The sequence below is a fragment of the Pseudomonas sp. PVC-3-1 genome (assembly GCF_057444315.1).
Window position 1 is genome coordinate 5,328,822 of sequence record NZ_CM172023.1, and the last position, 19,768, is coordinate 5,348,589.

23 protein-coding genes are annotated in these 19,768 nt (G+C 66.0%); 10 read left to right on the forward strand and 13 right to left on the reverse strand.

Annotation, left to right across the window (positions count from 1 at the left end; all coding sequences use genetic code 11):
• Positions 1–145 precede the first annotated feature (145 nt).
• Positions 146–1,162: an AraC family transcriptional regulator gene (locus tag AC2T4A_RS24395; protein ID WP_486742006.1), complete on the forward strand. Its 1,017-nt coding sequence runs from the start codon at positions 146–148 to the stop codon at positions 1,160–1,162.
• Between the two features lie 19 nt (positions 1,163–1,181).
• Here the strand turns inward: AC2T4A_RS24395 and AC2T4A_RS24400 are convergent, their stop codons facing one another.
• The 3 genes from AC2T4A_RS24400 to speE form a co-directional block, all read right to left on the reverse strand.
• The gene (locus AC2T4A_RS24400) at positions 1,182–1,967 is read right to left on the reverse strand and encodes a sulfite exporter TauE/SafE family protein (protein ID WP_169887878.1); all 786 of its coding nucleotides are present in this window, start codon (positions 1,965–1,967) and stop codon (positions 1,182–1,184) included.
• A gap of 298 nt (positions 1,968–2,265) precedes the next feature.
• Positions 2,266–4,344, reverse strand: coding sequence for an LTA synthase family protein (locus tag AC2T4A_RS24405; protein ID WP_416746551.1), 2,079 nt, complete (start codon positions 4,342–4,344; stop codon positions 2,266–2,268).
• A gap of 322 nt (positions 4,345–4,666) precedes the next feature.
• Positions 4,667–5,527, reverse strand: a complete 861-nt coding sequence (gene speE, locus AC2T4A_RS24410) for a polyamine aminopropyltransferase (protein WP_486742007.1) — start codon at positions 5,525–5,527, stop codon at positions 4,667–4,669.
• A gap of 194 nt (positions 5,528–5,721) precedes the next feature.
• Between speE and AC2T4A_RS24415 the strand changes: the two genes are divergently transcribed.
• On the forward strand, positions 5,722–6,627 hold the full coding sequence (locus AC2T4A_RS24415) for a DNA-3-methyladenine glycosylase family protein (RefSeq protein ID WP_486742008.1): 906 nt from the start codon (positions 5,722–5,724) through the stop codon (positions 6,625–6,627).
• A gap of 2 nt (positions 6,628–6,629) precedes the next feature.
• The gene (locus tag AC2T4A_RS24420; protein WP_486742009.1) at positions 6,630–7,133 is read left to right on the forward strand and encodes a methylated-DNA--[protein]-cysteine S-methyltransferase; all 504 of its coding nucleotides are present in this window, start codon (positions 6,630–6,632) and stop codon (positions 7,131–7,133) included.
• Here the strand turns inward: AC2T4A_RS24420 and AC2T4A_RS24425 are convergent.
• Positions 7,130–7,663 carry a methylated-DNA--[protein]-cysteine S-methyltransferase gene (locus tag AC2T4A_RS24425; protein ID WP_416746543.1) on the reverse strand — a complete coding sequence of 178 codons (534 nt, stop codon included), beginning with the start codon at positions 7,661–7,663 and terminating at the stop codon, positions 7,130–7,132. The genes AC2T4A_RS24420 and AC2T4A_RS24425 overlap by 4 nt on opposite strands.
• Positions 7,664–7,687: 24 nt before the next feature.
• Positions 7,688–8,266 carry a TetR family transcriptional regulator gene (locus tag AC2T4A_RS24430; RefSeq protein WP_486742010.1) on the reverse strand — a complete coding sequence of 193 codons (579 nt, stop codon included), beginning with the start codon at positions 8,264–8,266 and terminating at the stop codon, positions 7,688–7,690.
• A gap of 67 nt (positions 8,267–8,333) precedes the next feature.
• On the opposite strand from AC2T4A_RS24430, the gene AC2T4A_RS24435 reads away from it, so the two are divergent.
• Positions 8,334–8,861: a dihydrofolate reductase family protein gene (locus AC2T4A_RS24435; protein ID WP_486742011.1), complete on the forward strand. Its 528-nt coding sequence runs from the start codon at positions 8,334–8,336 to the stop codon at positions 8,859–8,861.
• Between the two features lie 227 nt (positions 8,862–9,088).
• Here AC2T4A_RS24435 and AC2T4A_RS24440 read toward each other — a convergent pair whose 3' ends face one another.
• From AC2T4A_RS24440 to aroC, 6 genes are all read right to left on the reverse strand, one after another.
• Positions 9,089–9,280 (reverse strand): PLDc N-terminal domain-containing protein, encoded by a 192-nt coding sequence (locus tag AC2T4A_RS24440; RefSeq protein ID WP_416746537.1) that lies wholly within the window; start codon positions 9,278–9,280, stop codon positions 9,089–9,091.
• 85 nt (positions 9,281–9,365) lie between these two features.
• Complete coding sequence (gene mtnC / locus AC2T4A_RS24445) at positions 9,366–10,049, reverse strand: acireductone synthase (protein ID WP_478379002.1); 684 nt, start codon at positions 10,047–10,049, stop codon at positions 9,366–9,368.
• Between the two features lie 174 nt (positions 10,050–10,223).
• Positions 10,224–10,769, reverse strand: a complete 546-nt coding sequence (locus AC2T4A_RS24450; protein ID WP_024765430.1) for a 1,2-dihydroxy-3-keto-5-methylthiopentene dioxygenase — start codon at positions 10,767–10,769, stop codon at positions 10,224–10,226.
• Positions 10,770–10,816: 47 nt separating this feature from the next.
• Complete coding sequence (locus tag AC2T4A_RS24455; RefSeq protein ID WP_486742012.1) at positions 10,817–11,443, reverse strand: methylthioribulose 1-phosphate dehydratase; 627 nt, start codon at positions 11,441–11,443, stop codon at positions 10,817–10,819.
• On the reverse strand, positions 11,427–12,587 hold the full coding sequence (locus AC2T4A_RS24460; protein ID WP_486742013.1) for an MFS transporter: 1,161 nt from the start codon (positions 12,585–12,587) through the stop codon (positions 11,427–11,429). The genes AC2T4A_RS24455 and AC2T4A_RS24460 overlap by 17 nt, the downstream gene beginning before the upstream one ends.
• Positions 12,588–12,642: 55 nt before the next feature.
• Complete coding sequence (gene aroC, locus AC2T4A_RS24465; RefSeq protein WP_416746529.1) at positions 12,643–13,734, reverse strand: chorismate synthase; 1,092 nt, start codon at positions 13,732–13,734, stop codon at positions 12,643–12,645.
• A gap of 123 nt (positions 13,735–13,857) precedes the next feature.
• Here aroC and AC2T4A_RS24470 point away from each other — a divergent pair, with 123 nt between their 5' ends.
• Both AC2T4A_RS24470 and AC2T4A_RS24475 read left to right on the forward strand, forming a co-directional pair.
• Complete coding sequence (locus AC2T4A_RS24470; protein WP_486742014.1) at positions 13,858–14,892, forward strand: alpha/beta hydrolase; 1,035 nt, start codon at positions 13,858–13,860, stop codon at positions 14,890–14,892.
• A gap of 49 nt (positions 14,893–14,941) precedes the next feature.
• Positions 14,942–15,724 carry a hypothetical protein gene (locus tag AC2T4A_RS24475; RefSeq protein WP_478379006.1) on the forward strand — a complete coding sequence of 261 codons (783 nt, stop codon included), beginning with the start codon at positions 14,942–14,944 and terminating at the stop codon, positions 15,722–15,724.
• A gap of 199 nt (positions 15,725–15,923) precedes the next feature.
• Here the strand turns inward: AC2T4A_RS24475 and prmB are convergent, their stop codons facing one another.
• A complete protein-coding gene (prmB, locus tag AC2T4A_RS24480; protein ID WP_486742015.1) occupies positions 15,924–16,838 on the reverse strand; it encodes a 50S ribosomal protein L3 N(5)-glutamine methyltransferase in 915 nt (304 codons plus the stop codon).
• A gap of 180 nt (positions 16,839–17,018) precedes the next feature.
• Between prmB and AC2T4A_RS24485 the strand changes: the two genes are divergently transcribed.
• From AC2T4A_RS24485 to AC2T4A_RS24495, 3 genes are all read left to right on the forward strand, one after another.
• A complete protein-coding gene (locus tag AC2T4A_RS24485) occupies positions 17,019–17,615 on the forward strand; it encodes a cysteine hydrolase family protein (protein WP_138525178.1) in 597 nt (198 codons plus the stop codon).
• A 173-nt stretch (positions 17,616–17,788) separates the two neighbouring features.
• Positions 17,789–18,109, forward strand: a complete 321-nt coding sequence (locus tag AC2T4A_RS24490) for a hypothetical protein (RefSeq protein WP_416746521.1) — start codon at positions 17,789–17,791, stop codon at positions 18,107–18,109.
• A gap of 78 nt (positions 18,110–18,187) precedes the next feature.
• Complete coding sequence (locus AC2T4A_RS24495; RefSeq protein WP_478379008.1) at positions 18,188–18,745, forward strand: Smr/MutS family protein; 558 nt, start codon at positions 18,188–18,190, stop codon at positions 18,743–18,745.
• Here the strand turns inward: AC2T4A_RS24495 and AC2T4A_RS24500 are convergent, their stop codons facing one another.
• Positions 18,746–19,294 carry a carboxymuconolactone decarboxylase family protein gene (locus tag AC2T4A_RS24500; RefSeq protein ID WP_486742016.1) on the reverse strand — a complete coding sequence of 183 codons (549 nt, stop codon included), beginning with the start codon at positions 19,292–19,294 and terminating at the stop codon, positions 18,746–18,748.
• Between the two features lie 74 nt (positions 19,295–19,368).
• Between AC2T4A_RS24500 and AC2T4A_RS24505 the strand changes: the two genes are divergently transcribed.
• A complete protein-coding gene (locus AC2T4A_RS24505; RefSeq protein ID WP_486742017.1) occupies positions 19,369–19,710 on the forward strand; it encodes a winged helix-turn-helix transcriptional regulator in 342 nt (113 codons plus the stop codon).
• The last annotated feature ends 58 nt before the right edge of the window (positions 19,711–19,768 follow it).

A 19,768-nucleotide genomic window follows, 5' to 3' on the forward strand; every position in this document is an offset into this window, starting at 1 on the left:
TTGTGCTCCCGGTTTCGAAGTCCGCACAGCGGCGGATGACACCATCCTAGTGCGACTTCCCGCCACGGGTTATGGCATAGTCGGACAGAAAATTGTGACTTTCGGTCACCCCTGATTTTCGGTCATCCTGACATCCGAGGTTCCGATGCCCGCCACTCCACCCTGGTCGCCCCGCCGCAGCGCCATCAGCGTGCAGCTCATGACCCAGTTCGCCCTCGACCACGGCATGACCCTGGAGCAGTGCCTGGACGGCACTGGCCTGGACATCGGCGTGCTCGCCGACCCGGGTGCGGAAGTCGACGCGATCCAGGAACTGGAGTTGCTGCGCAACATCAACCGGCAAATCGGCCAGCGCCCAGGCATCGGGCTCAAGGCCGGGCTGCGCTATCACCTCAATACTTACGGCATCTGGGGCTTCGCGATGCTCAGCAGCTCGACCTTCCTCAGCGCGGCGCACCTGGGCCTGCGCTACCTCGACCTGACCTACGCGTTTCACCGCATGACGCTGGAGGAACACGACGGCGAGGCGCACCTGGTGCTGGATGACTCCGCCGTGCCGGAAGACCTGCGCGACTTCCTCATCGACCGCGACGGTGGCGGTGTGCTGCGCATCCAGCGCGACCTCACCAACCAGCCGCCGCCGATCCGCCAGGCGCTGTTTCGCCGCGAAGCACCGGCCGACCTGCAGCCCTACATCGATGAATTGGGGGTAACGCCGCTCTTCGGCCAGGCGGAGAACCGCATCGTCTTTGACAGCCGCATTCTTGAATTGCCCCTTCCCGGCGCCAACCCGGAAGTAGCGCGGCGCTGCGAGGAACAATGCCGCGCCCTGCTCGCTCGCCGGCAGATACGCACCGGGCTGTCCGGGCAGATTCGCGATCGCCTGCTGGGCACGCCGGGACGGCTGCCGGACATGGAGCAACTGGCGGACGAACTGCACATGACCTCACGCACGCTGCGACGCCGGCTGGAGGCCGAGGACAGCAGCTATCGTGCCCTGCTGGATGAGGTGCGCCAAGCGCTGGCCGAGGAGTTGCTGGCCACCGGGGCGATTCGCCTGGAGGAGATTGCCGAGCGGCTCGGCTATGGCGAGGTGTCAAACTTCATCCACGCCTTCCGCCGGTGGAAGGGCGTGACGCCAGGGCGTTTCCGCAGCGGCTGAGCCGTCTCGAGAAGCGAGCTTAGAAGACCAGCTTGTAGCCGATCATCGCCAGCATGATCGCCAGGCACGGGCGCAGCACGCCGTCCGGAATACGCCCGGCCAGGTGGCTGCCGATGTAGATGCCCGGCAGCGAGCCGATCAGCAGGTAACCGAGCAGGCCCCAGTCCATGTTGCCCATGCTGGCGTGGCCGAGGCCGGCGACCAGGGTGAGCGGTACGGCGTGGGCGATCTCGGTGCCCACCAGACGGCGGGTGGCGAGGAAGGGATAAAGGATGAACAGCGCCACGGTACCCAGGGCACCGGCGCCAATGGACGTCAGCGCAACCATGCCGCCGAGGATGGCGCCGGTGATCACGGTCAGGGTATTCAGTCGGGGGCCGCTGAAGTGGAAGCTGTCGCCGGCATGACGCTGGGCGAAGGCCAGCACCTGCTTCTTGAACAGCACGGCCAGGGCGGTGAGCAGCAGCACGACGCCCAGGGCGTTCTTGATTACCGCGTTCATCGCCGCGGTATCGGTGTGCAAGCTATGCAGGAACAGCAGCGTCAGCGCCGCTGCCGGGACGCTGCCCAAGGCCAGCCAGCCGGTGATGCGCCAGTCGATGTTGTCGTTCTTGCGGTGGACCAGGACGCCGCCGGACTTGGTGATGGCGGCATAGAGCAGGTCGGTGCCCACCGCGGCGGCGGGGTTGATACCGAACCAGAGCAGAATCGGCGTCATCAGCGAACCGCCACCGACACCGGTCATTCCAACGATAAAGCCTACGACAAGACCCGCGACTACAAACCCGATATTGCCGAAATCCATCTACGCGTCCTGACTGGCGAAACGATCACCTCGTGGTGTGGCCGGGAGGATACTGACTTTTCTTATAATCCATTAGACCGATGTGGTCTTACTTTATAACCTCTTCTTACTGAAGATTCTGTCGTCCATTCCGACACCAAGCCCTCTGGCCCGGCGTTTTCTGTAGGAGCGAGCCTGCTCGCGAACAACTCCCAGACCACCAGGCCAGAGCGGTTCGCGAGCAAGCTCGCTCCTACAGAAGGCAAACCCTCGCCCATGAAAAAAGGGGCCCGAAGGCCCCTTTTCACTGACTGCGCGATTACTTCACGTCAGGCTTGCCGTCCACCACGCCAGCGGTGTTGTCCAGCAGGCTCTTGGTCGCGGTCTGGATGAACGACTCCAGGCGCACGCGCAGGCTTTCCTGGTCGGCGGCGCCGTCCACGCGCTTCACGCCAAAGTCGCTGCCCAGCTTGTAGTCGTAGACGCGAATATCGCCTTCCTTCGGACGGATCAGGATGCGGTTACCGGAAATCACGGCGACCACCTGCTCACTACCCGACGGCTTGATCACGCCGATACCCTTGTCGCCAGCCGGCAGGTTCAGCAGGTCGCGACCCCAGCACTGGTGGCGCACTTCACCGCCCAGGCGACCCATGATGGTCGGCACGATGTCGATCTGGGTGCCGACAGTGTCGCGGGTCGCGCCGAACTTCTCCTGGATGCCCGGTGCCACCAGCAGCAGCGGCACGTTGAAGCGGAACAGGTCCATCTCGGTCAGCTGCTCGGGGCTGCCGAAACCATGGTCGCCGACGACCACGAACAGGGTGTCCTTGTAGTACGGCGATTTCTTCGCCTTCTCGAAGAACTGCCCCAGCGCCCAGTCGGAATAACGCATGGCCGTCAGGTGCTCGTCGAGGCTGCCGTTACCGGTCACGCGCTCCACCGGCAGGTCTTTCGGCAGTGCGTAAGGCACGTGGTTGGACAGGGTCTGCAGCAGGGCATAGAACGGTTTGCCGGTGGCTGCGAGCTTGTCCAGTTCCTCGTTGCCGCGGGCGAACATGTCCTGGTCGGACACACCCCAGGTCGGGTCGGAGAACACCGGATTGACGAAGTCGTTACGGCCGATGAACGAAGTCATGCCCTGGTTGGCGAAGAAGCCGGACTGGTTGTCCCAGGCGAAGTCGCCGTTGTAGACGTAGACGTCCTCGAACTTGCGCGCCGACAGCAGCTGCGGCAGGCCGGAGAACTTGTGGCCGCCCTCAGGCGTCTGCATCAGGTACTCGAAGCCCGGCAGGTTGGGGAAGCACGCCATGGTGGCGAACATGCCCTGGTGGGTGTGGGTACCGTTGGAGAAGTACTGGGTGAACAGCAGCCCTTCCTTGCTCAGCTTGTCGAAGTAAGGGGTGATATCGCCCTTGCCGCCCAGCGCACCGACGTAGTGGCCGGCGAAGCTTTCCATGAGGATCACCACGACGTTCTTGATCGGCAGCGTGCCATCGGCCGGCGGGGTGTAGTCACGGCGCACGGCGGCGTCATCGGCGTCGACCAGCTTGTCGTCCGGCATCACCAGCATCTGGCGCACCACATCGCGTGCCTGGTCCACCGGCAGGGTGGCTTTCCAAATGTTGTCGCGGTCTTCGGACAGGAAGCGGCTTTCGGCAGCCTTGATCAGGCTCAGGGTGCCGTTCAGGCCCAGCTGGTTGGCGAACATCGAATCCGTGGTGAAGGCGTCGCCCCAGCGCAGCGGCGGGCCCTGACGCAGGGTACCGCGGGCAGCGACCACGCAGACCACGATCACCACCAGCATCACGGCCACGCGGAGATACCAGGCGGCGGCGGACGGACCGGAAGCATCCGGACGGGTCGCGCGGTCGATGCCACGGAACACCAGGTACAGCAGCCAGGTGGCAAAGGCCCAGGCCAACAGGTAGCGAACCACCGGGTAGCCGTACCAGATCATGCTCATGACCGTCTTCGGGTCTTCGGACATGTACTGGAACACCAGGCTGTTCAGGCGCTGGTGGAATTCACGGTAGAAGTCCATCTCCAGCACGCCGAGGAACAGCGTGATGCTCGCGGCGATGGTCAGCCAGGTCTTCCACAGCCAGCGCCAGCCCATGGCACGCACGCTCGCGATGGCGAAGACCAGCGGGGCGACGATGTAGACCACGGCGCGAATGTCGAAACGCATGCCGGTGATGAAGGCTTCGACGAAGGTGGACGCCGGGGTGCTGCCGATCAGCTCGCGGTTATAGACGAGCAGCGCCACGCGCAGCAGGGAGAACATCACCATCAGCGCAAGGACGCTGAGCGCGGTGAACGCCAGGTGGCTGGACACGGTGGGCCGCGTGAGGCTCGCACCGGTCTGGCGGTTGGTCAGGACTTCTGATTGGCCCATTTCTTGGTTCCGTTGTGAACGTTCAGGGTTCGAAGGAGCGTCGCCATGGCCGGGCAGAATGACTTGCCCGCGCGAGCGCGAAAGGCTGCGGCATTACACCGCAAAAGCAGCGGCGTCGCATTCTATTGTGCGCGCCTTAAGCGGACATTAAGCCTGAGCGGGTATTCGTTTCGAGATGATGCGAGCGAGAACCGGCGCAGGTGGGACCGCCTGACGGCGGGCAGAGTGCCGGACGGCATGTGAAGAAAATGTCCCGATGGGCGGGAATGTCGGGCATTGCGCCCCTGCCCGCCGCGCGATAAACACGACGGGCAGCGCTGTATCAGTCGTTGGCCGGCTTGCCGATGGCCTGCAGCACATACTGCGGCAGGGCGAAGGCGCCCTGGTGGATGGCCGGGTTGTAGTAGCGGGTCTGGATGCCACTGGCGGCGAAGCGCTGGGCCAGGGTGCCCGCATCGACCTTGCGCAGCGCCGGGTTGGTCGAGCCCCAGGCGAAGGTCATCGAGCCGCCGATGTAGGTCGGCACGGCCGCCTGGTAGAAGTGCCAGTCGGCGAACAGGCCGTTCATCCGGCCGGCGGTGTTGCGCACGGTGTCCAGCTGCATGAAAGGCGTACCGTTCTGGGTCACCAGCACACCACCCTCGTTCAGGCAGCGGTGGCAGGCCTGGTAGAAGTTTTCCGAGAACAGCACTTCGCCCGGACCGATCGGATCGGTGGAGTCGGAGATGATCACGTCGAACTTCTCCGTGGTGGTGGCGACGAAGCGCATGCCGTCGTCGATCACCAGGTTCAGGCGTGCATCGTCGAACGCACCCTGGGAATGATTGGGCAGGAATTCCTTGCACATGTCGACCACGGTGCCATCGATCTCGACCATGGTGATGTGCTCGACGCTGGCGTGCTTGGACACCTCGCGCAGCATGCCACCGTCACCACCGCCGATGATCAGCACGCGCTTGGCCGCGCCATGGGCGAGGATCGGCACGTGGGTGAGCATCTCGTGGTAGATGAACTCGTCGGCCTCAGTGGTCTGGATCACTCCGTCCAGCGCCATCACGCGGCCCATGCAGGCGTTCTCGAAGATCACCAGGTGCTGGTGCTCGGTGCGCACCTCGTGGAGCATCCTGTCGACGCTGAAACGCTGGCCATAGCCGTCGTAGAGGGTTTCCTGGTAATCGTGCATGCAGTGGGCTCCCGTCGGGACAAGACACTAGGAGGGGACGGCCGGGCCGCCCCGAAAGAGGCGCGCATTCTACGTGCCGGAAGATGACAGGTCGAACCCTGCCGTCGGCGCGCTCCCTGTAAGGAGCCCGACCACGCCAGTTTGAAAGTCAGGCGCGGGAGGACAGCCCGGCGCGCAACAGGTAAGGTCGCTGCATGAAAAGCACAGCCCCCGCCCCCCGGATCATCCGCCTGTCCTACCACGCGCCCTGGGATTGGCAGCAGTTCCACGACCACTTTGCCCTGCGCAGCCTGGCTGGCGTCGAATGCCTGTCGCCCCGGCGCTATGCCCGCAGCGTGCGGCTGGGGGCGGATAGCGGCTGGTTCAGCGTGGCCCCCGTGGAGGACCGCGCCGAGCTGGAACTGGAACTGCACCTGCCGGCCGCCCATGCCGAAGCGCTGACGGCGCGGGCGCGCAAGATGTTCGACCTGGACAGCAATCCCGCCCACATCGCCGCGCACCTGGGCGGTGACACCGTCCTCGGGCCACTCCTGCTGCAGGCTCCCGGCCTGCGCTTGCCCACCGCGTTCGACCCGTTCGAGCAGGCCGTGCGCGCCATCGTCGGCCAACAGGTCACGGTGAAAGCTGCGGTAACCATCGTCGGGCGGCTGGTGCAGCGCCTGGGCGAAGCGCTGCCCGGCGACGTCGAAGACCAGCCGACCCGTCTGTTTCCCACCCCCGAGGCCCTGGCCGAAGCCGACCTCGCCGGCATCGGCATGCCCGGCAAGCGCGTCGAGACCCTGCAGCGCTTTTCCGCCGCCTGCGCCAGCGGCGCGCTGGCCTTGCACATGGAAGACGGCGCCGAGGACCTGGTGAAGCGCCTCTGCGCCCTCCCCGGCATCGGCCCCTGGACCGCCGAGTACGTCGCCCTGCGCGCCTTCGGCGATCCGGACGCCTTCCCCGCCGCCGACCTGGGCCTGCTCAAGTCACCGGTCTGGGGCGCAGAAGGCATCACTGCCCGCGAGCTGCAACGCCGCGCCGAAGCCTGGCGGCCGTGGCGCGCCTATGCCGCCGTCTATCTGTGGCACGCCTATTCCCAGGCCGGCCGCACCGGAGGATGACCATGCACTACCGCTACCACGACAGCCCCACCGGCCGCCTGCTGCTGGCCGGCGACGAGCGCGGCCTGCGTATGCTCTACATGGACCTGGAAGTCCGCCATTACCCGCAGCCGGACTGGCACGAAGGCAGCCCGCTGCTGGACGATGTGGCGCGCCAGCTGGACGAGTACTTCGCCGGCAAGCGCCAGCGTTTCGATGTGCGCCTCAATACCGAAGGCACCGAGTTCCAGCGCCAGGTCTGGCAGGCGCTGCTGGAGATTCCCTACGGCTACACCACCGTCTACGCGGAACTCGCACGACGCATCGGCCGGCCCAAGGCGATCCGCGCGGTGGGCGCGGCCAACGGCGCCAACCCCATCAGCATCATCGTCCCGTGCCACCGGGTGATCGGCAGCAACGGCAGCCTCACCGGCTATGCCGGCGGCCTGCCACGCAAGGAACTGCTGCTGCGCCTGGAAGGCGCGCTGGAGTCGGCCTGGCAGTCCGACCCGAGAGCTCCGGCCTAGAAATCGAAGGCGGTCTGCGCCGCCTGCGGGTCCTCGTAGCCCTCCAGCGCCAGCATGCGCATCTTCGAGGAGCTACCGCCCGGCGCGGAGAAACCGCCGGTCTTGCCGCCGCTGGCGAGCACGCGGTGGCACGGAATGATCAGCGGAATCGGATTGGAACCCATCGCCTGCCCCACCGCGCGGGACAAGCCAACATCGCCCAGACGCCGGGCGATCTCGCCGTAGGTCGTGGTCTCGCCGCGACCGAGCTGGAGAATGTCGTCGTAGACACGGCGGTGGAAATCGCTTTGCCCCGACAGGTCCAGCGGCAGCGCGTCGAAGGACACTGCCTCGCCCCGTGCATAACTCAGGATCAGCCGGCGCGCCTCGTCGATGAACGCCGGCCAGTGGGCGGTCTCACTGCCGAGCTTGTCGAAGCGCTCGCGCACGCTATGTACGGAGTCGCCCGGCAGATAGGCACGCGTGATTCCTTCCGGGCTCCAGGCGAGCCCGAACCAGCCGAGGTCTGTTTCGATCAGGCAGTAATGCATCGAACGAGTTTCCATCCCGGCGCCTTATCCCGCAACCCTTTCCGCCTTCAGCATGACATCACACCAGCGGCGCAACTCTTCGCCGATGGCACTGGCCGGATCGCCCTGGCGCTCGAAAGCCCACCACAGCTGCGCTCCCTGCCATTGGCTGGCCATCAGCCGGCCGAGTACCGGTTGCCGCTGCGGATCGTCACTCAACCGCCGCCCCAACGCCTTGGCCAGCGCGACGCCCCACTGTGCCCCCCGTTCGCGCAACAGCGGATCACGCATGTCTTCGCGCAGGATCAGCAACCCCTCCGCGTAGTCGGTCTCGCCCTCTCCCACCGGGAACATCGCCACCAGCATCCGCACCGCGCCCTCGGGGCTCAGCTCGGCGCTCTCGTCGAGGCGCGCGGTCTGCGTATCCAGTTGGTCCCAGGCGCGCAACAGAACGGCACGGAGGAACTCAGCCTTGGTTGCATGCCGCTGCACCAGCGTCGCGGCGGACAGCCCGACCTCGCGGCCCACGGCAGCGAAAGTGACCGCCTCCGGCCCCTCCCGCACCATCAGCGCCATGGCGGCGTCGAGTATCGCTTCGTCGCTCACCGTCTTGGTTCGAGCCATGCCACCCTCTTTTATAAATGAACATTCATTTATATATTGGTGCGCAGATTACCCAAGGAGACCCAGGATGGCCAGGATTCTCGGCTACATCGCCAGCAGCCTCGACGGCTTCATCGCCACCCCAGAACACGGGCTGGACTGGTTGTTCAAGCATGACCAGCTCAAGCTGGGGGAACATGACTACAACTTATTCCTCCAGCGCATTGGCACCGTGGTCATGGGCCGCGCGACCTACGACTTCCTCGCGGCCGACCCAGGCCCCTGGCCGTACGCCGAACAGCGGGTTGTAGTAGTGACTTCGCGTCCTATTGAGCAACCCAAGGGCCCATTGGAAACTCGCAGCGATGTCGAGGCACTGATCGCGGAACTGCGCGCACTGGACGATGGCGACGTGTGGATGCTCGGCGGCGGCCAGCTGCAGATGGCCTTCCTGGAGCGCGGGGCGCTGGATGAGCTGGAAATCTATGTGATGCCGGAGATCATCGGCGGCGGATTTCCGCTGTTCCCCGCCAGCGGGCTGCGGGTGTCGCCGACGCTGCTGTCGGCCAAGGTCATCGAGCCGGGTTGTGTGCGGATGCATTACCGGTTCGATTGACGGAAACACCCGCGCGGGGCGATTCGCGAGCAAGCTCGCTCCTACGAAGAGCACCAATTCGGCAGCTCTTGCCCTGGCTTTTACATCGATTCCAGGGAGACATCCGCGCACGCCGATGCGGCGCAGAAACACCCGAGCCCACGCAGCAGACCTATTACAGCAGAGCAAAAGAAATCGTCGCGGCCCTGCCGACGGATCGCGGGCAGCGCCCGCTCCTGCAGGGAGCGCTAGATCTTCACATTCCCCCGCGGGCCCGCCACCGCCCAGATGATCAGGCCCAGCACCGGCAGGATGACGATCACCAGGATCCAGATGATCTTCATCGGCATCTCGGCGTTGCTTTTCACTACGTTGATGATCGCCCAGATATCCAGGGCAAAGATAATCAGGCTGATCAGGCCACTCAGGGTCGAGCCCATATGGAAGATCCTTCCAGGAGAATGTCGGCTTGATCAGCATAGCCGCCCGTGCCACAACGGCACGGGCATGGGCCAACGGTTAGGCTCAGACGCGGGCCGGGTCGATCACCGCAAAGCTGGCCACCGTGTCGTGGCCTTCCAGCACGCCGCCCTCGCGGGCCAGGCCGATGGTCTGCAGGCCGGCCTGCTGTGCGGCGTCCAGTTCCTGAACCACGTCGGAGAGGAAGAGGATTTCCTCGCCCGGCAGGCCGATGGCGGCGGCGATGCGCTGGTAGGACTCGGCCTCGCGCTTGGGCCCGCTGGTGGTGTCGAAGAAGCCGGAGAACAGCGGCGACAGGTCGCCAGCCTCGGAGCAGCCGAAGATCAGTTTCTGCGCCTGGATCGAGCCGGAGGAATAGACGTACAGCTGGTAGCCCTCGGCGTGCCAGTGGCGCAGCGCGTCAACAGCGTCCGGGTAGACGTGGCCCTTGAGCTGGCCGGCGCGGTAGCCCTGCTCCCAGACCATACCCTGCAGCGCCTTGAGCGGCGTGGCCTTGCGGTCTTCGGCGATCCAGCCGAGGAGGATTTCGATACAGCGTTCGGTATCCGCGTTCGCCTCGCCACTGTCGGCACGCACGGCGGCGAGCTGCTCAGCCACGGCGGGATCGGCGGCGTGCTCACGCACGTAGTCCGGCAGGTGCGCGGCGGCATAAGGGAAGAGCACGTCGAAGACGAAGCTGACCGCGCTGGTGGTGCCTTCGATGTCGGTGAGGATGGCTTTGATGGACATGGAAACTCCAAAAACCCGCCTTTAACCCAGGCGGGATGACATGTAGGACCGAGGGGGGCGCCCAGTCCTTGCTCGCGAACCGCATGGAACCGAGTGGGCCGGCAACACTGTTCGCGAGCAAGCTCGCTCCTACGAAGTGCAGGAAACAGTCCACCCTCCCCGGCTACGGGGAGATCAGTCTTCCAGCAACGGAAAGCGCTTGGCGATCTCGTCGCCGGTGAACTTCGCAACCCAGCCCTCGGCGTTGTTGAACAGGCGGATGGCGACGAAGTGCGGGCGCTCGCCCATGTCGAACCAGTGGCGGGTGCCGGCGGGCACCGAGATCAGGTCATTCTTCTCACATTGCACGGCGTAGACGTGGTCCTCGATGTGCAGGGTGAAGAGCCCGCGGCCGGCGACGAAGAAGCGTACCTCGTCCTCGCCGTGGCGGTGCTCGTCGAGGAACTTGGCGCGCAATTCGTCCTTCTGCGGGTGATCGGCGGTGAGGCTGACCACGTCGACGGTGACGTAACCCTCCTCTTCCTGCAGGCGGCGAATCTCGTGCTGGTAGGCGGCGATCACTTCTTCCTGGCTGGCGCCGGGGACGATCGGGGCGTTGGCCGCCCAGCGCTGGAAGCGCACGCCCAGCTCGCCGAGGGTGGAAGCGATGTCCTCGGCGTGGGTCAGCAGCTTCAGTGGCTGCTCGGGGTTGGACTCGTGGTAGACGGTCAGGCTGCTCATGGTCGTTATCCTTCTGGGCTATTTCCGCAAAAGCGGGCCGGATTCGCTCAGCGCGTGCCGCCGCGAAGGCTCAGTACTTTCAGTTCGCATTCGAAGAGGAATTCGAAGGCTTCGATCTGGCGCAGGGCATCGGCCATGCGTGGGCCCCAAGTGTACAGGCCGTGGCCGCGGATCAGGTAACCGGGGCAGTCCGGATGTGCCTCCAGCCAGGGCTGCACCTTGGCGGCCAGGCGGGCGATGTCCTGATCGTTGTCGAAGATCGGCACGGTCACGCGGCCTTCATGGGTGGTGACGCCGCTGAAGGCCTTCTGCAGCTCGTAGTCTTCCAGCTCCAGGCGGTCGCCGGCGGTCAGGCGCGACAGCACGGTGGCGTTCACCGAATGGGTGTGCAGCACCGCGCCGATCTCCGGGCGCCAGGCGTAGAGCTGGGTGTGCAGCAGGGTTTCCGCCGAAGGCTTCTTGCCCGGCTCCAGGCTGTTGCCGGCGAGGTCGGTTTCCAGCACGTCGTCCTCGCCGAGCTGGCCCTTGTGCTTGCCCGAAACAGTGAGCAGCGCGCGGTCGGCGGCCAGGCGCGCCGAATAATTGCTACTGGTGGCCGGCGACCAGCCGCGGCCATAGAGGAAGCGACCGGCGTCGATGATTTGCCGGGTCAGCTGTTCACGGGTGTCGTTCATGCGGGTCCTCGTTCAGACGGGTCCAGATGATGAAGGCGGCGGCCAGCGCGGCAATGCTGGCGATGGCGAAGGTCCAGGCAGGGCCAAGGCTACCCCAGCTGTAGCCGGAGTAAAGCGCGCCCAGCGCGCCGCCGGTTCCCGCCAGTGCGGCATAGAGCGCCTGACCCTGGCCCTGCTGGCGCGCCTGGAAGCTGCGCTGGACGAAATGAATGGCGGCGGCGTGGAAGCTGCCGAAGGTCGCGGCGTGCAGCAACTGGGCGAACAGCAGCACCAGCAGGTGTCCGGCCAGCGTGCCCAGCAGCAGCCAGCGCAAGGCCGCCAGCAGGAAGCTCGCCACCAGTACCTGGCGCAGCGAGAAGCGCTTGAGCAGGCGAGGCATGACCAGGAACAGCAGTACCTCGGCCACTACACCCAGCGCCCAGAGCTGGCCGATCAGCCCGCGGGCGTAGCCGAGCGCCTCCAGGTGCAGGGTCAGGAAGGTGTAGTACGGGCCGTGGGACAGCTGCATCAGGCACACGCACAGATAGAAGGCGAGAACGCCGGGTTTGAGCAGTTGCTGGAGGAAGCCGCCGGCGCTGGCCTCGTCCTGCCGTGCCGGCGGCTGGGCATTCGGCACCCACCAGCTGGCGCCGACGATGCCGAGCATGATCGCCAGCAGCGCCAGCGGATAGGCGTCCAGGCTGGCGAACTCGAACAGCCAGCCCAGGCCGACCACGGTGCAGATGAAGCCGATGGAGCCCCACAGGCGGATACGGCTGTAGCTCTCGGTGCGCCCGCTCAGGTGCGCCAGGGTGATCACTTCGAACTGCGGCAGCACCGCGTGCCAGAAGAACGCGTGACCGGCCATGATCAATGCCAGCCACGCGTAACTGTGGCCGAGGAAGATGCCGGCGAAGCACACCGCCGTGCACACCGCGCCAAAGCGCACGATGGCCAGCCGTTGGCCGCTGCGGTCGCCCAGCCAGCCCCACAGGTTCGGCGCCACGCAGCGCATCAGCATGGGGATGGCGACCAGCTCGCCGATCCGCGCGCTGGAAAAGCCCAGGTGATGGAAATACAGCGCGAGGAACGGCGCCGTTCCGCCCAGCAGGCAGAAGTAGAAGAAGTAGAAACTGGACAGCCGCCAGTAGGGAACCTGCGTCATCGGCGGCGCGACGAGCCCTTCGCGAACCGTGCGGCTCGCGCAGGGCGCGAGTCGATCAGAGCTGGCCGAGGACCGGGGTGCCGACCTTCACGTCGGCATTCTGCGCGCGGTGGCGCAGCAGGTGGTCGAGCAGCACGATGGCCATCATCGCCTCGGCGATGGGAGTGGCACGGATCCCCACGCAGGGGTCGTGGCGGCCCTTGGTGATCACGTCCACCGGGGCGCCGTTCACGTCGATGGAACGACCGGGGGTGGTGATGCTGGAGGTCGGCTTGAGCGCCAGGTGGGCGATAATCGGCTGGCCGGAGGAGATGCCGCCGAGGATGCCGCCAGCGTTGTTCGACAGGAAGCCTTCCGGGGTCAGCTCATCGCGGTGTTCGGTGCCACGCTGGGCGACGCTGGCGAAGCCGGCGCCGATTTCCACGCCCTTCACCGCGTTGATGCTCATCAGCGCGTGGGCCAGTTCCGCGTCCAGGCGGTCGAAGATCGGCTCGCCCAGGCCAGGCGGTACGCCTTCGGCGACCACGGTGATCTTCGCGCCGACCGAATCCTGGTCACGGCGCAGCTGGTCCATGTACGCCTCCAGCTCCGGCACCTTGTCCGGATCGGGGCTGAAGAAGGCGTTGTCTTCGACGCTGTCCCAGGTCTTGAAGGGAATTTCGATCGGGCCGAGCTGGCTCATGTAGCCACGCACACTGATGCCCATGCCCGCCAGGACCTTCTTGGCGATAGCGCCGGCGGCCACACGCATGGCGGTCTCGCGGGCAGAGGAACGGCCGCCGCCACGGTAGTCACGGATACCGTACTTGTGGTGGTAGGTGTAATCGGCGTGGGCCGGGCGGAACAGGTCCTTGATCGCCGAGTAGTCCTTGGACTTCTGGTCGGTGTTGCGAATCAGCAGGCCGATCGGGGTGCCGGTGGTCTTGCCCTCGAACACGCCGGAGAGGATTTCCACCTCGTCGGCTTCCTGGCGCTGGGTGGTGTGGCGGCTGGTGCCGGGCTTGCGGCGATCCAGGTCGCGCTGCAGGTCTTCCAGGGAAATCTCCAGGCCGGGCGGGCAGCCGTCGACGATGGCGACCAGCGCCGGGCCGTGGCTTTCGCCAGCGGTGGTGACGGTGAACAGCTTGCCGTAGGTGTTGCCGGACATGCGAGGCTCCGCGAAAAGACTGGGATTCGAAAAGGCCGAGCAGTATACCTGCGTCAATCCGCCCTGCGAACCTTCGCCGCCCGCGAGGATCAAAGCGCCATCAGCCCCATCGCGAAGTCCTCGATGCGCCGTCTCGCCCTACTCTGCCTTATCTTCCTTGCCTCCTTCGTCCAGGCCGCCCCCTCCAGCATCCTGCAACGCCCCTATGACCTCGATACAGGCCACGGCGTGCTGCGCGGCACGATGCTGCTGCCCCAGGCGCGATCGCCCCAGCCCCAGAGCCCCCCGCCCGTGGCCCTGCTGATCGCCGGCTCCGGCCCCACCGACCGCGACGGCAACAATCCCGAGGGCGGGCAGAATGCCTACCTGCGCAAGCTGGCCGAAGCGCTGGCGGAGAACGGCATCGCCAGCGTGCGCTATGACAAGCGCGGTGTAGCCCGCAGCCTGCCGGCGGCGCCACGCGAGGAAGAGCTCAGCGTCGAGGCCTATGTCAGCGACGTGGTGGCCTGGAGCGACAAGCTGGCCCACGACCCACGCTTCGGCCGGCAGATTCTCATCGGCCACAGCGAAGGCGCGTTGATTGCCAGCCTCGCCGCGCCACGCACCCACGCCGAGGCACTGATCTCCCTGGCCGGCAGTGCACGCCCCATCGGCGAGGTCCTGCGCGAGCAGTTGCAGGGCCGCCTGCCCCCGCCCCTGCTGGCCCAGGCCGACCAGTTGATCGACAGCCTGCAGGCCGGGCAGCGCCAGCCCAAGGTTCCGGAGCCGTTGAACGTACTGTTCCGCCCCAGCGTGCAGCCCTACCTGATCTCGCTGTTCCGCCAGCACCCGGCCCACGCCTTCGCCCAACTGAAGCTGCCCACCCTGATCCTGCAGGGCACCAACGACATCCAGGTCGGCGTCGAGGATGCCCAGGCACTCAAGCGCGCCAAGCCCGACAGCGACTTCCACCTGATTTCGGGGATGAACCACATCCTGCGCATCGTTCCGACCAGCGGTCCGCAGCAGCTCGCCTCCTACAACAACCCCAACCTGCCGCTGGCCCGCGAGCTGGTGGAGCGCGTCACGACTTTCATCCGGCAGGCACAGACCCTGCCGGGTGGCACGCTTGCAGAATCTGGAGCGAACGTCTCAAGAAATCCGCCGGTGCGTCGATAAACCACGGGAGAGCCCTGGTCACGCCCACCAGGCCCCGAGGTAGCCCCCCATGACCGAAGCCGAACAGATTGCCGTCGCCGCCGACGAGAGCGCCGCTGCCCGCCCGCACCCGTGGGCGGAGCTGGCGCCGGAACACTATCGCCTGCTGCGCCTGGCGCCACTGCCCACCGACCGCACCACCGGCGCGCGACCGCTGCGCTTCGTGCAACTCGGCCGGGTGGAACGCCACAATGCCGAGCAGAGCCTGCTGCGCCTGACCATTCAGGTGCCCGGCCAGGTGCTGCGCAAGGAAGTGAACCTGCTGGAGGTCTGGGCGGACCACCGCAACAAGGAAGTGCGCTTTGGTGCCGACGCAGGTTTTGCCACCGAGCCGCTGAACCGCGGCCTGGGGCGTTTTCTGCTGGCTCAGGGCGTAGCCTGGGCGAAAAAGAAGTGGTCGCACTATCGCGTCGAGGGCGGCGCCCTGGCGATGAAGGATGTGCCCAACGAAGAGGCCCGCCAGCGCCGCGACCACTTCCTGCGCGCCCAGGGCTTCGACGTGATCTACGAGGATTCACGACTGCTGAAGGCGCGCTACAGCGTCGGCCGGGTCAGCGAGCTGTACGACGACTGGCACAAGGAGAAGGTGCAGATACTCCCATTGCTGGAAGCAGGCTCCATGCTGGAACAGGCCGACCAGAACCTCGCCACCCAGGCCAACGAAATCCGAAGACTGGAACAGCGCATCGAGACCTTCCGCCGCGACGACACCAGCCTGCGCTTCACCATCGCCTGCCTGACGGTGTTCGCGGTGTTTCAGGCGGGGTTGCTGATCTGGATTGCCACACACTGAGGCGTGGCCGGCGAGCGATCGCGGACGAAGTCCGCTCCTACGCAAAGCCGACCTCCGCATGGGAGCGGACTGGGCCCCACGCCGAAGCATTCTTTTGTAGGAGCGAGCTTGCTCGCGAACCAAGCAAGCGCCGCACCAACCGGTAAATCCGTTCGCGAGCAAGCTCGCTCCTACAGACTCAGCCCACCCTTGGAGTGGATCAGGCCTTCACACGCGCCTTGAACAGCTCCTGATGCTCGCGGCACTGCTGCGCCGAGAGCAGGAACACGCCGTGGCCGCCGTATTCGAAGTCAAGCCAGGTGAAGTCCACTTCCGGGTACAGCGCCGCCACGTGCACCTGGCTATTGCCCACTTCCACCACCAGCGTGCCGCGCTCGGTCAGGTGATCCGCAGCCTCGGCCAGCATGCGCCGCACCAGGTCCAGGCCGTCGTTGCCGCAGGCCAGGCCCAGTTCCGGCTCGTGGTGGTACTCGGCAGGCATGTCGGCGAAGTCTTCGGCGTCAACATAGGGCGGGTTCGACACGATCAGGTCGAAACGCTGCCCCGGCAAGCCTTCGAAGCCATCGCCCTGCACGGTGTAGACGCGCTCGCCCAGCTCGTGGCGCTCAATGTTGATGTTGGCCACTTCCAGGGCATCGAACGACAGGTCGCCCAGCACCACCTCGGACTCCGGGAAAGCGCTGGCGCAGGCGATACCGATGCAGCCCGAGCCGGTGCACAAGTCCAGGATGCGTTCAGGATCGTGCGCCAGCCAGGGCTCGAAGCGGCGCTCGATCAGCTCGGCAATCGGCGAGCGCGGCACCAGTACGCGCTCGTCCACCACGAAGGGCATGCCGCAGAACCAGGCCTCACCCAGCAGATAAGCGGTCGGCACGCGCTCCTCGATACGCCGGCGCAGCAGGTGCATCAGGTATTCGCGCTCCTCGTCCTCGAGGCGGCAATCCAGGTAGGCATCGGCCATTTCCCAGGGCAGATGCAGTCCTCCCAGTACAAGCTGGCGGGCTTCGTCCCAGGCGTTGTCGGTACCGTGGCCAAAGAACAGTTCCTCGGCGTGGAAGCGGCTGACAGCCCAGCGGATATGGTCACGCAGGGTCAGCAAACGGGATTCGGTCACGGCGGCATTCCTCGCAGCTCGCAAAAAGGGGCGCATTCTAGCGGAACGCGGGGGTCCTGGGGCGCCTTCAGGCAGTTCCGACGAAGAATGCCAATACCACTTTGGCGCGAGTTCGCAAAGATTCACAGCGGACGCGTTACGGCCCACAATGAGTGAACATGCATTTACAGGAGTCGTGACATGTCCCATCCGCTCAGCATGCTGCAGATCAGTGGGCGCGGTTATCCGCCGGCCACCCTGCGCCAGAGCACTCTGTTGATCATCGACGCCCAGGAGGAGTACCGCAGCGGCGTGCTGGCGCTGCCCGACCTGGACGCCGCGGTGGCGCAGATTCGCCTGCTGCTGGAGGCGGCCCGGAACATGGGCACTCCGATCGTCCACGTGCACCACCTGGGCGTGGTCGGCGGCCTGCTCGACCCGCAGGGCCCGCGCGGCCGCTTCCTGCCGGAGCTGGCCCCGTTGCCGGGCGAGGTGGTGGTGGACAAGCGCCTGCCCAACGCCTTCGCCGGCACCGACCTGCATGATCGCCTGCAGGCCAGCGGCCGTCTGGACCTGATCGTCTGCGGGTTCATGACCCACTCCAGCATCAGCACCACCGTCCGCGCCGCCAAGGACTACGGCTACCGCTGCACCCTTGTGGATGCGGCCTGCGCCACCCGCGACATCCCCACTCCCGAAGGTGGCGTACTCGCCGCCCGCGACCTGCATCGCGCGGAGATCGCCGCCCTGGGCGACAACTTCGCCGCCGTGGTCGCACAGGCCCAGGCGTTGGTCTGACGCCACTCATCCCGACGGGCGGCAGCGACAAGCGCCCGGGGTTAGGCTCAGCTTAGGCGCGAAAGCACGCGAGCCCGCTCACCCAGCGGGTTCGCCGCGCTTCCCGACCCTGGGGTTGGAACCCCACCCATCCCCACCGGTCATAGCCTCGTTCAACAGATGAGGAAGTCGGGATGAAGATGACCGAGAAATTCGATCCACCCAGCCTGCGCCCGAAACGTCCGGGCCGCTGGCGCTGGCGCTTCGCCGCCGCGATCGCCGCGGTGATCGCCACCTTCGGCATCCTGTCCGCCATGGCCGGCGTCGCCGCCCTGCTCCGCCGCCAGCCCGCGGTGGGTGTGCTGCACATCGAACCGGGCGCCGGTGCCGTGCTACTGGTGATCGGCCTGTTCTGCCTGTGGCTGGGCGTCACCTTCTGGCGCGCTGCCCGCCGCCGTGCCCGCGGTCGCGAAGGCCTGAGCCTGTCGCCACGGCTGATGAAACGCCGAAACTGATCGCCGGCAAGCGGCGTGGCCGATTTCCGTAGGACCGACACGATCCGTTAGACTGCGCGGCTCTTCGAGGAGGTGCGCATGCAAGACGACGACTTTTCCCAATTCGCCCGCGAAATGCGCGGCGTCAAGCGCATCACCGTGGACCAGGCCGACACCGGCAAACCCAAGGCCGACCGCAAGCAACTCAAGGAGCTGCGGCAGAACGCGACGGTGCGCACCGAGAACATCCGGGTGGACGGCCTGTCCGACCAGTTCGTCATCGACGTCGGCCCCGAAGACGAACTCTACTGGGCCCGCGACGGCGTCCAGGAAGGCCAGATCCGCAAGCTCAAGGCCGGCCAGATCGCCTTCGAGGGCAGCCTCGACCTGCACGGCATGAAGATCGAAACCGCCCGCGAAACCCTCTGGGACTTCATTGCCGAAGCCACCCGATTCGAGATCCGCTGCGTCCGCGTCACGCACGGCAAGGCCGCGCGCATCGACGGCCGCAGCCCGATGGTGAAGAGCCACGTGAACACCTGGCTGCGCCAGCACCCGCAGGTGCTCGGCTTCGCCTCCTGCCTGCCGCGCCACGGCGGTACTGGTGCCATCTACGTGATGCTGCGGCGCAACATGCTCGAAGGCCGCGACGAGTAATCAGGCCGGGAAACGCGCACCGTAGCTTTCCCGCTCTACCTTCAGGCCGTTCACCACGAACGACACCGAGTGGTAGAACCCCACCACCATCAGGCACTCGATCAACTGGTCAGCACTGAAGTACATGTTCAGTTGCGCCCACAACTTGTCGTTCACGGTCGAGCTGTCGTGCAGGCTGTCCGCCAGCGCCAGCAGAGCCTGCTGCGCAGGGCTCCACAATGCAGCGTTCGGTGTCGCGCGGCAGGTGTCGACCAACTGCTCGTCGCTGAAGCCGGTTTTGCCGGTATAGAACGCCACGTGCACGCCCCACTCGTATTCCGCGCCGCAGCGCGCGGTGGTGCGCAGTATCAGCAGCTCGCGTTCCTCCAGGGCGATACTGCCGCGATCCAGCAACCCCCCAGCGAAGAAGCGATGCAGCACCCGCGGGTTATGCGCCATCGTACGGAACAGCTTCAGCGGCTCCACGCCCGGCGGCATGATCCGTGTGAAGGCGGCCTGCATGTCTTCGGCAAACGGCGGTTGCAACGGCTCGATACGCGGCTGTGTCATGATGCGCCTCCGGCTGCTATCAATTAAGTAGCACTCAAACTAGACCGCTACTGAAAAAGTAGCAAGGAGAATCGATGACGCTTCCCCTCCCCGGCCACCCCGTACGTGGCTCCGACAGCGGCCGGCCGATCATGGCGCTACTCGACCTCCTCGGCCGCCGCTGGAGCCTGCGTGTGCTCTGGGAGCTGCACCAGGGGCCGGCGAGCTTCCGCGAGCTGCAGGCACGTTGCGAAGGTCTCTCGCCCTCGGTGCTCAACACCCGTCTGGGCGAACTGCGTGAGGCGCAGCTGGTAGAAAACGGCGCGGACGGTTACCAGCTTTCCGAGCAGGGCCAGGAGCTGGCGCTACACTGCCTGCCGCTGGCGCAATGGGCCGACGGCTGGGCGCAGCGCCTGGCGACAAACCACCTGCCATAACGCGCCAACCGGCGCGCGGGCCTTGCCAGCCAAGGCTGAGCGCCCTACCCTGCGCCAC